The sequence below is a fragment of the Mycolicibacterium pyrenivorans genome (assembly GCF_025821625.1).
Classification (GTDB): domain Bacteria; phylum Actinomycetota; class Actinomycetes; order Mycobacteriales; family Mycobacteriaceae; genus Mycobacterium; species Mycobacterium pyrenivorans.
This window is the reverse complement of the sequence record NZ_JACKSH010000284.1, coordinates 12948-24738: the sequence shown is the minus strand read 5'-3', so window position 1 is coordinate 24738 and position 11791 is coordinate 12948. Positions and strand designations below refer to the sequence as shown.

10 protein-coding genes and 2 pseudogenes are annotated in these 11791 nt (G+C 67.1%); 11 read left to right on the top strand and 1 reads right to left on the bottom strand.

All coding sequences use genetic code 11. The annotated features are described in order from the left end of the window. The 10 genes and pseudogenes from H7I57_RS31075 to H7I57_RS31030 all read left to right on the top strand — a co-directional run. A pseudogene (locus H7I57_RS31075) lies at nt 1-197 on the top strand (hypothetical protein); the annotation flags it as partial. A 40-nt stretch (nt 198-237) separates the two neighbouring features. Then, a protein-coding gene (locus tag H7I57_RS31070; protein ID WP_099156389.1) for an IS3 family transposase occupies nt 238-1400 on the top strand; the annotation gives its coding sequence in 2 pieces (ribosomal slippage) (nt 238-522 and nt 525-1400; 1161 coding nt in all). Nucleotides 1401-1432: 32 nt separating this feature from the next. Next, nucleotides 1433-2058 (top strand): annotated as a pseudogene (locus H7I57_RS31065) (C40 family peptidase); the annotation flags it as partial. A 177-nt stretch (nt 2059-2235) separates the two neighbouring features. Beyond that, a complete protein-coding gene (locus H7I57_RS31060) occupies nt 2236-2388 on the top strand; it encodes a hypothetical protein (protein ID WP_264028385.1) in 153 nt (50 codons plus the stop codon). Nucleotides 2389-2445: 57 nt separating this feature from the next. After that, nucleotides 2446-3510 carry a DUF4226 domain-containing protein gene (locus tag H7I57_RS31055; protein WP_264028384.1) on the top strand — a complete coding sequence of 355 codons (1065 nt, stop codon included), beginning with the start codon at nt 2446-2448 and terminating at the stop codon, nt 3508-3510. 1122 nt (nt 3511-4632) lie between these two features. Further along, on the top strand, nt 4633-4941 hold the full coding sequence (locus tag H7I57_RS31050; RefSeq protein WP_264028383.1) for a type VII secretion target: 309 nt from the start codon (nt 4633-4635) through the stop codon (nt 4939-4941). Further along, a complete protein-coding gene (locus tag H7I57_RS31045; RefSeq protein WP_264028382.1) occupies nt 4928-5236 on the top strand; it encodes a DUF2694 family protein in 309 nt (102 codons plus the stop codon). The genes H7I57_RS31050 and H7I57_RS31045 overlap by 14 nt, the downstream gene beginning before the upstream one ends. Before the next feature lie 4 nt (nt 5237-5240). Next, complete coding sequence (locus tag H7I57_RS31040) at nt 5241-7016, top strand: PPE domain-containing protein (protein ID WP_264028381.1); 1776 nt, start codon at nt 5241-5243, stop codon at nt 7014-7016. 11 nt (nt 7017-7027) lie between these two features. After that, the gene (locus H7I57_RS31035; RefSeq protein ID WP_236694330.1) at nt 7028-7348 is read left to right on the top strand and encodes a hypothetical protein; all 321 of its coding nucleotides are present in this window, start codon (nt 7028-7030) and stop codon (nt 7346-7348) included. A gap of 793 nt (nt 7349-8141) precedes the next feature. Further along, nucleotides 8142-8462, top strand: coding sequence for a hypothetical protein (locus H7I57_RS31030; protein WP_264028379.1), 321 nt, complete (start codon nt 8142-8144; stop codon nt 8460-8462). Nucleotides 8463-8581: 119 nt separating this feature from the next. Here the strand turns inward: H7I57_RS31030 and H7I57_RS31025 are convergent, their stop codons facing one another. After that, entirely contained in the window at nt 8582-8881 is a 300-nt protein-coding gene (locus H7I57_RS31025) for a hypothetical protein (protein WP_264028378.1), read from the bottom strand. Between the two features lie 1361 nt (nt 8882-10242). Here H7I57_RS31025 and H7I57_RS31020 point away from each other — a divergent pair. Then, nucleotides 10243-11115, top strand: a complete 873-nt coding sequence (locus H7I57_RS31020) for an EspK C-terminal domain-containing protein (protein ID WP_264028376.1) — start codon at nt 10243-10245, stop codon at nt 11113-11115. Nucleotides 11116-11791 lie beyond the last annotated feature (676 nt).

Sequence of the window (11791 nt, the reverse complement as noted above, 5' to 3'; positions counted from 1 at the left end):
CCGGCAACGACCGGGCGCTGAGCACCCAGCTCGACGAGGCCGCCCGCACCGACCGCACCGGACGCACCAGCTCCGGCGGAGTGGTCAACGGCGCCGCCGCCGACACCAACGGTCTGGCCCCGTTCACCAACACCCCCGCCGGCCAGAAAGCACTCCTGGTCGCCCTGGGGTCTGCTGCACGAATAGGTGACATCTGAGTTGGCTTGCCCAGCATGGGCGGGCTGGAAGGATGTCCCCATGGCAAGGCCCTACCCCCGCGAGTTCCGCGACGACGTCGTCCGGGTCGCTCGCAACCGCGATGACGGTGTAACGATCGAGCAGATCGCCACCGATTTCGGAGTGCACCCGATGACGCTGCAGAAATGGCTCCGTCAGGCCGACATCGACGAAGGCACCAAGCCCGGCAAGAGCGCCAGCGAGTCCGGTGAGCTGCGCGAAGCCCGACGGCGGATCAAACTGCTAGAGCAAGAGAACGAGGTGCTGCGCCGGGCCGCAGCGTATTTATCGCAGGCCAATCTGCCGGGAAAAGGGTCTACCCGCTCGTGAAAGAGCTCGCCGCCGACGGGATCCCCGTCGCGGTGACGTGCCGGGTACTCAAGCTCTCCCGCCAACCGTATTACCGCTGGCTGGCCGACCCCATCACCGAGGCCGAACTCATCGAGGCCTACCGCGCCAATGCGCTGTTCGACGCGCACGCAGACGATCCGGAGTTCGGCTACCGCTACCTCGTGGAGGAGGCGCGCGATGCCGGCGAGCCGATGGCCGAGCGCACCGCATGGCGGATCTGCTCGCAGAATCGACTGTGGAGCGTGTTTGGTAAGAAACGCGGCAAGAACGGCAAAGTCGGGCCGCCGGTGCACGACGATCTTGTCGAGCGTGACTTCACCGCTGAAGGGCCAAATCAGTTGTGGCTCAGTGACATCACTGAGCACCGCACCGGTGAGGGCAAGCTCTACCTCTGTGCGATTAAGGACGTGTTCTCCAACCGGATCGTCGGCTACAGCATCGACTCCCGAATGAAGTCACAACTGGCCATCCGGGCACTACACAGCGCGGTAGCCCGACGCGGAGATGTCGCGGGGTGCATTCTGCACTCGGATCGCGGATCTCAGTTCCGGTCAAGGAAATTCGTACACGCCTTGAATCAACACGAGATGGTCGGCTCTATGGGCCGTGTCGGAGCCGCCGGCGACAACGCCGCCATGGAGAGCTTCTTTAGCCTGCTGCAGAAGAACGTGCTCGACCGCCGCCGCTGGGACACCCGAGAACAACTCCGCATCGCGATCGTCACCTGGATCGAGCGCACCTACCACCGGCGCCGCCGCCAGTCCGGCCTCGGGCGGTTGACCCCGATCGAATTCGAAGCAATCATGACCACACCGGCCAGTCAGGCCGCGTGACCGAAACTGTCACCTGATCGTGCAGCAGACCCCTGCGCCAGCGCGTCGCCCAACAACAACAAGTCGTGCAGGCCTACAAAACCCGCGACGCGCAGATGGCGGCGATGCTGCGGTCGATGGCCTACGGCGGGCGCGGCGGTGTGGGCGCAGGAAGGGCCTGTCGATGCCACAAAGCGGTGGGGGATTCGGGGGAATCCCATTGGGCGGCGGCGGGTTTGGTGGCGGCTCCAGAGGTGGCGGATCTGGTGGGCGACGACCGTCGCCCAGGATCGACACGGGCCGCGATATCCCTCCTGGTAGGGGNGGGCAAGCTGTCCAGGCGGCGTTGTCGAAGCTGGGCCGCCCGTATGTGTGGGGNGCNAAGGGCCCTTCGGTCTTTGACTGCTCGGGGCTCACGGGGTGGGCGTGGCGTCAAGCCGGCGTGCAGCTGGGGCCCGACACCTATACGCAAGTNAATCAGGGGGTGGCGGTGCCTCCTGGTGANGTNCGCGCCGGTGATCTGATCTTTCCCAAGGCGTCCTATGACGGCCGCGGCCCGGGNCATGTCATGTTGGCGATCTCGTCGACNCAGGTAGTGCACGCCCCTCAGACCGGTGATGTGGTGCGTATCGCGCCGATGCCGCCAGGGTTTATCGCGCGCCGNCCGGTGGCCACNTAGCCCCGGAAAATCGTGCACGGAGGGGGATCGGCGCGGCTTTAGGCTCGTAGTTATCCGCCCGAGGAAAGGATGTGGCCGTGGAGTCTGGGTTGCAGCAACAAGCCAGTCAAATCTTGGATCTCGCNGATCGGCGCGGCTTTAGGCTCGTAGTTATCCGCCCGAGGAAAGGATGTGGCCGTGGAGTCTGGGTTGCAGCAACAAGCCAGTCAAATCTTGGATCTCGCTACGCGGGCGAAGAAAGTCTTCGGCGGTGATTCCACCCCGCAGCGACCGCCGTCGTTTGCAGCGCCGCGCGATCTCGAAGAGACGATCTCCCGTGATCACTTCTGATTTCAGTACCGCGCCAAGCACGCCATCGTCAATGCTGTTGATGCAGAAGAGGTTACGATGACCGACGCTCGCAAGTTCGATGAGCTGGTGTCCTGGCATGCCAAGCCGGTCGCCGGAGTCGGTATGGGCTGGGATCCGGGTTGGCGCGCCGACGGGGGAGCGTTTGCCCCCAACATCAGCCCCTCGGACCCGTACTGGAACACGGTGTTGGACAAGGCCCAAGCCGCCTATGGCGATCCTGGTATGCGGTTCAACACCTCTGACCCGAGTGCGGACCGCTATCTCGTCTTCAGCGACGGCACGCGGGTGCCGACCGATGGCTCGTTGGCCTATCGCGATAACGGCAACACCTACGTGATGAACAACGATGGCTCGGTGTCGCTACTTGGTGGTGACGGTAAGGCCGGTCAACCCTTCTTCCCGGAGTTCCGGCGCAACGAGGCCGGCCAGTATGTGCCGGTCAACGCTCAAGGCCAGCAGGTCGCGCCGCTAGCCGCCTCCTACGTGGACGATCCAGCGACAGGCAAGCGCACCTACTACAACGCCAACGGAGACGTCGTGGGATCTGAGCAGCGGCCCGCCAGCCCGCCTCCGGGCAGCCAGCCCGGCGTGGCGACCGATGAGCAGCAGTCGGGGCGCACCGCTGACGCGGTACGCAAGCTGCACGACGAGATGAAAGACCGCTACAGCCAACTCAGCGAGGCTGAGGGCAAGTTGACCGAGGCGATGCTGAGCGCCCGGACCACGACCGCCGAGGGCCAGCAGAAGCTCAACGANGACCGCTACAGCCAACTCAGCGAGGCTGAGGGCAAGTTGACCGAGGCGATGCTGAGCGCCCGGACCACGACCGCCGAGGGCCAGCAGAAGCTCAACGACATCCAGCAGAAGATCGTCGAGGCGGTCAACAACCCGGCGATGTCGCTGGACACTCCGGCGGGCGAGCAGGCGTTCTTGAAGTTCTTGCGCAGTCAGGTCGCCGCGATCGGCGAAGATCGTCGAGGCGGTCAACAACCCGGCGATGTCGCTGGACACTCCGGCGGGCGAGCAGGCGTTCTTGAAGTTCTTGCGCAGTCAGGTCGCCGCGATCGGCGANGTACTCCAGTCGGGGACTTTGACTGCTGAGGATCAGGCCAAGGCGGCGTCGGCGCTGGCCGCCCTNTACGACATGGACGGAGCCTCCCCGGNCACCGGGGGCGAGACTCCCAGTGACCCCAACGCCCAACCGGGACCTGCGACTCCGGCTCCGGCGCCGCCGGTCAGCGATCCCGCTCTTGCCGATCCCGCGCTCACNGATGCGGGGCTGGGGCCGATGGAGCCGATGCCCGATCCGATGTTGTCGGATTTGGGGATGGGCGGTCCGATGGGTGCTGACCCGCTGGCGGGGCTGGCCTCCGCGTTGCCGGCCGCGATGGGGGCTTTCCNTCCGGGTGGCGGNTTGGGTGGCGGCAGCCCGCTTGATGCTCTCACCGGAGCCGCTGCGCCGCTGGCCGGTCTGGCNTCCCAGCTGGGCGAGCAAGCCCGCCGTGAGGAACCCGACCCCGGCGTCGAGTCGGAGAAGGACAAGGACGACGAGCTCGACGAGGACGAGGGTAAGGACGACCACGACCACGCACCCGAGCCAGTGCCCGGGGAAACCCCGCCGTCCACGACGCCGCAATCGGGCACTCCGCCNGAGCCGGTGCCCGCGGGCACGCCCGGGGAGGGCGCCCCACCGGCGGCACCGGGCCCGCCCCCACCGCCGCCGACNGCNATCACGCTGCCGGACGGCTCGACCGCCAATGCACGCACNCCAGAGCTGGCCCAGGCNGTCAAGGCCCACCTCGACGGCAAGCCACTCGAGGAGGCCTATCGCGAACAGCACCTCGAGCTGCCCCCGCCGGGCACTCCGGTGACCGCTCCGGTCGATCCGTCGCGCCTGTCGGCCGGCATGCTCGCNGTGTTCAACGACCATTACGCGGTCGCGCTGAGCTCGGTGAAGGCGCTCCAAGATGGCCAGGTTGTGCCGGCGTCGATGATTGCCTCCAGCCCGGGCTTCNTGGGCTGGCTCGATCCCAGCGCGGTCGGCGCACCAGCGCCCACCCCGGCTCCCGCGCCGGTGCCTATCCCACCGANCTCCCCGGCCACCGANCCGGCGAACCCGGCGCCGCTGGCCAGCGCACCGGTGCCCACCCCCATCGGATAGCGGCTGACGTATGACGCGGCGGCAAAAAATCGCGACAATATCTAGATCGAAGGAGCTATGAGATGACCGACCCGATTCATATCGACCCTGAGGTGATGCGCACCGTCGCCAACCAGCACGACGATGTCGCCGANCAGATCGCGCCCGCCCGTGAGGCCAGCGCCGAGATCCTGGCCGCGGTCAACACCTTCGGNCCGATCATGCACCAGTTCAAGTCGGCGGTGTCGGACTTGATGGTCAACCGCGACGCCGCGCTGCTCCACCACGAACACACCCACCGCAGCGCCGCGATCGGGTTGCGNCGNGAAGCGGCCAACTTCGTCACCCGCGACGAAATCAACGCAGAAAACCTCCGAGTTGACCAGCAATGACAACCTGCCGCTGAGCGAGCAGGCGTTCCTGGCCCGGACCCCCGACGATGCGGTCCTGGTCAGGGTTGCCGTCAAGGGGTCCATCCTGGGCGTTCAGCTCGAACCCAAGGCCATGCGCGACAACATGCACGAGTTAGCTCAGCGAATCATGGCCTGTGCCGACGTGGCGTATCTTCAGGGGCAGGTGGCACTGCGCGAGCAGATGGAGCACGCCAAGCTCGATCCCGTCTGCTACGCAGATTTCCCCACCGAAAGGGACCTGGCCGNCGCCCGTGACCGACTGAGGAATCTCTAGACCGATGGTTTCTGTTGACCCGAGTGGACTGGTCTCGGCAGCGCANCGGATCACCGCAGCGCTGTCNGATCTGACGACAGCTAACCCCGAGCATCCCCCGCTGGCCGCCGATCCGGCGTCGGTGGGCGCTGCGGGCAGGCTCACCACTGCGGGCACCACCTTGGCCAGCGTCCTGGTCGAACAGGCGGCAGGGCTGGCAGCNCCGCTGGCCGCCGATCCGGCGTCGGTGGGCGCTGCGGGCAGGCTCACCACTGCGGGCACCACCTTGGCCAGCGTCCTGGTCGAACAGGCGGCAGGGCTGGCAGCGACCGCCGAACAGCTGGCCAACGTGGCAGCGGGTTTCACTGCCAAGGACGCGGCCAACGCGACCAAAATTTCCAGCCTTAACACCGCCAGTGAGGGCGCCGCCGTGTCGGGCTGGGCGCCTCCGTCGCCGCCGGTCCCTCCCGACGCGCGTCCAGTGCTGGCCGCACCCCCCGCCGCCCCCGCCGAGATCATCTCCAATGCGGTGCACTCCGGNGACCCCGCCAGCGGCGAAGCGTTCATTTCGGGATGGCGCCAGGTCGCCGGCTCGGCCCGCGACGCCTCAGCCGCGGTACGGCTGGTCGCCGACAGTCTCCCTGACAGCTGGGATAGCCCGGTGGCCACCGACGTGGTGCGCGGGCACCTGATCAAATACGCCAATGCGTTGGAAACCTCCGGCCAGCGCGCCGACACGGTCGCTGAGCAGGCCAATCGCCATGCCCAAGAGGTCGCTCAGGCGCGCAGCGACATTCCGAGTCCGGACGCGTTTCAAGCGATGAACCGCCAGCTACAGACGCTGGCGCAGGCTAACGCGCAGACCGGCGGCATGTACGCGGTGCCGCTGGCCAACGCGGTGGAGCAGAAAGCCCAGATGGAGGCCCAAACCGCGCAAGGCTTCGGCGGCTACTACGCCAGCACTGAGGCCACGACCGCCGGTGAGGTTGATCTGGACGGCGACGGTATCCCCGACGTTCCCGCCGACGAGGCGGCCGCCGCGGCCGCTGCGGGGGAAGGAACGGGTCTGCCGGGCGAAGCGACGCCGGGAGAGCCCGGGTCACAGGATATGGCCGGTCAGCTGGCCTCGATGCTTCCCAGCATGATCCCCACGGTTCTCGGGGCGGCCGGGGGACTACTGGGCGGCGCGATGTCATCGGTGATGAAGGCGCCCGAATCGCTGATTCAGGCCGGAACACAGGCGATGGGTGCGGCTACTCAAGGACTATCGGGGTTGATGCAACCCGAGCTCGACGACATCGGCACCGAGGACCTGGGCCTAGACGATGCGCCCCTGGACGACATGAGCGGCTTCGGCGGCGGAGGGGGCGGCGGTGGCATGACTTCGCCAGCCTCCGGCGGGGCACCGTCGACGCCGCCGGTGATGCCCTCCACCGGCCCCAACCCCACCCCGCCAACCTTGCCCACCGGTGGCTCGCTGCCTCCGCCGGTGAGCCCCACGATGGGCCCGGGCGGCGGCATGATGCCAATGGGAGGCATGCCGATGGCCGGCATGCCAGGGGGTGCAGGCCAAGGCGGCGGGGCCGACGAACGCAACGCGAAGCCCAAACAGGTTGTGGGCAAGGATCGTCCACACACAGAATCGGTGACCGGCAAGGTGACCGCTGACAGGATCGCAGTGTCGACAACCGCACCGGACCGTAAAGACGACGACCCGCCGCCCAACGACGACGCCCCTCAGCGCAGTAGCGCTCCGCTGATCCGCCGTATCACTACCGTCGCACCGAAGGACGGCGCCTAGTGTTGGGCGGTGTGGGCTTCGATGACCTCGGCGACGAGGAAAAGGTCAAGTTTTCCGAGGCGGAACAGGCCGCGACCCTGGAGCGTCTCGACAAGATGATCGCCCAGCTCGGGGCGTTACGCACCGAGGTCGAAGACCCTGATGGCTATGTGCGGTTCACCCTGGGTGACGACGGGCGGCTCCTCGAACTGTTCATCCACGAGGCTGCCCGCACATCGCTGACCAACTTGGCGTTGGAAAAGAAGCTCAACGATCTGTTCGCCGCTGCTAACGAGGCAATGATGCTGTCCCGCAAAGAGTTCTGGGACCACTACAGCATTACCGACATCTGATCCGCCGGTCTAGCTTCGAAAAGCACTGAGCCAGAACCGATTCTTGGACTCCCGGTCGGGCGAAGCTTGCCACGACCCAGCGCTGATTGACGTACGCACGGGAGAGGGTACAACTCAGCGCGGTTATGAGAAGCGTTGGCAAGAAACGCGTGGAAGGGCCCGACCAAGGGTGGGAGGAGTCGGGCCCTTCCGGTTCCGACCTCGGGGGGCGCGACCGGAACACCACGAACGCTACCGCAGCGCCCACGCCCCTCCGTGCACAATTTCGGCGGCGCGATGCCGTGCCATCGCAGCGGCTCGTTGAGGTGCCGCGGGGGGCCCGCTACAGACGCGGGTTAGCTCTCGACAGCCAACCTGTGAAAGGCCACGGATCGCGTGCTGGAGGGAGGTGCCGAGCGGATCGGGGCCGAATTTGGCGGTGCCAGACACCACCGGCGCCGTTTACCCTGGATGTATGACAGCGGGCGGGAAAACCCAAGCATATGTGCCGCCGCCGAACGGTGGCCCCTATGGGCCGCCCCCTGGCCCCGGCTCATCCGGCTACGGCCCGCCGGCGCCTCCGCCGGTGTTGCAGCCCCCACGCCCGGCACGCCTGCGGACGGCGCTCGCCGCCGCGGGCATCATCCTCGCCGTGGTTCTGGCAGCATCCGCGCTGGTAGTGGCCCTGACAACCCGCTCCAGCAGCAACGACTCGAACAGCGCCGCCCCATCCGCTGGAGACCCAACCGCGTCATCCAGCCCCGCGTCCACTGAGCAGGCCGACCGCGCACTCTGCGCAGCTATCGGACCGCTGATGAGTGAGTACAGCACCACCGCCAAAGCATGGTTCGCCCTCGGGCAACCAGGGACTCCCGCGCGGGATGCGGCTCTGCCCAAATTTATCGACGATACGGAAAGCTGGGTCCGCCGCGCGGATGCAGTTTTGGCCGAGCACCCGAACGTTCAGCCGAGATTTGAGCGCACCCTGCAGCGCTACCTCGATGACTTGTGGCTGTTTGCGAACAATATCGAACCGGGGCCGGAGAGGACGTATGACGGCGCCGCGTGGACTGACGGCCTCGTTGCCTTCGGTGGTCCGCAATCAATCTGCGACGCTCTTGGTGCTGGCTGGTAGCTGATGAGGGGGACTAGCTGATGCCGGCTTCAGCAGCAGTTGCCGCTGGCCAAGGGATGCCGACACGGCCGTACTCAATGCGCATTCTGGGCGGGTCCTGGCCGTCGACGTCGCCGGAGTCATGGTCGGATACCGCGAACGCGCTGAGTAAGAAAAGTGCCGAGCTGAGTATGTCGGCAGCGGCGATCCGTCGCGCGGCCGACGACCTCGGCGGCTCTAACTCTGGGCAGATGATCGACGCGATGTGTGAGCGCTCGTATCGCACGGCGCAGACGGTGATCAACCACTCGGACCTCTACGGCGACATGGCCAAAGCTGTCAAAGAAACAGCTGAGCTGATCTGGCATGCCCGCGGCCGGCTCGAAGAGATCGACCGCAAAGCACATGAGGAAATCGAGCGGCTCAAGCAACAACTTCAAGCCGCATCCCTATCGCCGTTAGGCGCCGGTGCGGCCATGGCAGCCATTTACGCAGCGATAGAAGCCGTCATCACCGCAGCGCAAGGGGAAGCACTGGCTGTAGGGACTGATACCGCCGCGTCTATCGCAGAGCAAGCCGCCAACATCGGCGGCAACCCCTCAAGTCAAATGCCTGGTGGCGGCCAAATAAGCCCGGCCGATCACACCACCCAAACCGGCGGCAACGGGGATAACGTCCAGGCCCTCGACAACCCAAGCAGCCCAGGAGGCACGACACCAAAGGCGCCGGCCAGCGAATTCGACGAATGGGGTCAGACACCCAAATCCCCGGCTGACGAGATGCCTGGCGGGGGTGGCACGGAACCGCAACCCGGGGAGACGCCCGGTTCGTCCGAACCCGGGAAAGCACCGGGCGAGCCGGGTGCTGGCTCCGGGGCCCCGGGCGACGGCGCCCAAGGTGAGCCGGCGAGTTCCGTCGACCCGGCAAAGGGGGATCCAGCGGGGAAGATGCCGGAGTGGGGCTCGTCGACTGCGGGCGCAGTAACTCCACCCATGACGCCCGTGTCCTCTGGCGGGAGCGGTGGCGCTTCGTCGCTAGGCTCGGTGGGGAGTGGGTTCAAGCCGCCGTCTGCGAGCGGGTTGTCGTCGGCAGGGACCGGTGGTCTGTCGCCTAGTTCGTTGTCTTCCAATGCGGGGCTGTCGTCGTCGCTGCCGTCTTCTGTGTCGCCGGCGGCGGGCGGTCTTCCCTCTGCAGCTGCGGGTGGCGGTGGCGCACCGGGGGCGGCTACCTCGTCTGACTTCTCCCGCGGGTTCAATGCGGGCTTAGGTACGGGCTCGGTGTTGCCGCCGCCTGTTGCTCCTCCTCCGGCGCAGCCCCTGAGTTCGACTACGGGTGCGTCGAGCACACCGGTCTCGGCCGGTCCCGCGCCGGTGTCGGCCGCTGGCGGGCCTGCGCACGTCGCGTCGCCAGGGTCGGCGGCGAGTGTTCCGGCCGGGCATATGGGGTCGATGGGTGCGCCGATGATGCCGCCCGCGGCCGCCCCGGCTGGCCCGCTGCCTCCGTTCAACTCCGATTTGCAGCCCAGGCAGGTCGCGCCAGCGGGAGCGGGCGCCCCGCCGCCCGCACCACCGCCAGCTCCACCTCCCAGCCCGGGCCAGGGGACAGCGCTTCCGCCGGGTGTGGTCGCCTCGGGTGTCGGCGCCACAGCGGCCGGCGCGGTCGCAGGAGCACAGTCTGGGGCGCCTGACCCATTGCTCGATAAGGCGTCGGAACTGGTCTACGAGCTGATGCACGCCTCGCGGGTTTATGGGTGCATCGACTGGTGCGTCGGGATGTTCAAGACGCCGTCAGGACCGCAGGCATGGGGGTCTACGAGCTGATGCACGCCTCGCGGGTTTATGGGTGCATCGACTGGTGCGTCGGGATGTTCAAGACGCCGTCAGGACCGCAGGCATGGGTGGTGAGCAATGAGGGCAGCGGGTTCATCCCGCCGGGGGTATTTCTGCCCAGCTCCGCGCGGCTAGTTTTCTCAGATCCTGGTTTGGACAGGGACTTTCACGCCCGCTGGTTCGGCTGGGTCAACCCAGCCCAGACGATGACCGCGTACGGGCAGATGTGCATGGCGAGCAACCCAAACGTCGAGTTGTGGGCGCTGGCGGTGTCGACGGACTATGGCGGCAACGCCACTGTGGCGCGGGATGCCGGTGTACGGCATATCGAGAATTGCGCGTTGACCACGTCACGGATCAAGGCCGACTCACCACCACCGACGCTGGATGAAAGTCGTATTCATCGGCTGGAGACCATCGACCGCCCCGAGTACGCCCGCCTGACCACCGGCGGGGTGGTCGATCGGTCACAGCTATGGGCGTTGACGGTTGCCGCAGTGCGCACGGTCCTCTCGCGCGCCTCGGAGCTGCTGGGCTTCCAGGTTCCTCCGGCGATTCGCCAGGTGGCCACGGCGATCGAGAATGGTGAGCCGGTGTCGGAGCAGCTGTGGACCGAGCTGGATCTGGCGATGCGCGCGGCGATCCTCGACAGTTCGGGCCAGCGGCCAGGCCGGGTGGCCGGCGACGTGGGCCCGTCTGCTTATGCGCGGTGTTTCCACAACGTGGCCCGCGCCGCGGAGCTGCTGTCGTGGTGGCGCGGCGCGACACCGGATTATGTCGAGATCGCCTACACGGCAAGGCATATCGCGAAGGAAGCTGAACTATGGCCCACGATGGCCGCATGAGGGGAGTTNTGTAGATGCCTGCAGTATCTGGGGGCGCGAAGCCGATCGAGGTGTTGCCCGCGGCGGTCACTGGCACTGCCCAGTCGATCGCTGGGGAGGTGAGCCGCTCGGCCCAGCCTGGCCCGGTGCCGATGCCTGCGGGGGGCATTTCGCCGATCGATGTCGCCGCCAACGCCGTGGCCGTCGCGGTGGCCGAGAATGTCGCGCACTGCTCGGCGACGCTGGCGCCGGAGCCCATCGAAGGTATTTCGCCGATCGATGTCGCCGCCAACGCCGTGGCCGTCGCGGTGGCCGAGAATGTCGCGCACTGCTCGGCGACGCTGGCGCCGGAGCCCATCGAAGGGGTTCAGAAGGCCGAGACCGCCACGACCGAGCTTCGGGGGCAGGACACTGAGAGCGCCGCCGACATCAGGTCGGTCGCTCAGACTATGCAGCCGATGCCGCCGCCGGGGGCCAGCGGCGGCGGNGGCGCACCGAGCATNCGCCCGGTCAGCAATACCGGCGCGGATAGTTGGCATTGGGANTANGACCACAACGGGCTGATGGTCAGGGTCGATGACGTCGAGCCAATTGATCCGGGCGGCGCGGCCGGGGGTGGTTTCGGCGGGCTTGCCCCGGTGGGCCCCTGACAGTTCGGTCACCGCTTGTTGCGTGAAGGGGGTCGCAGCATCGTGGG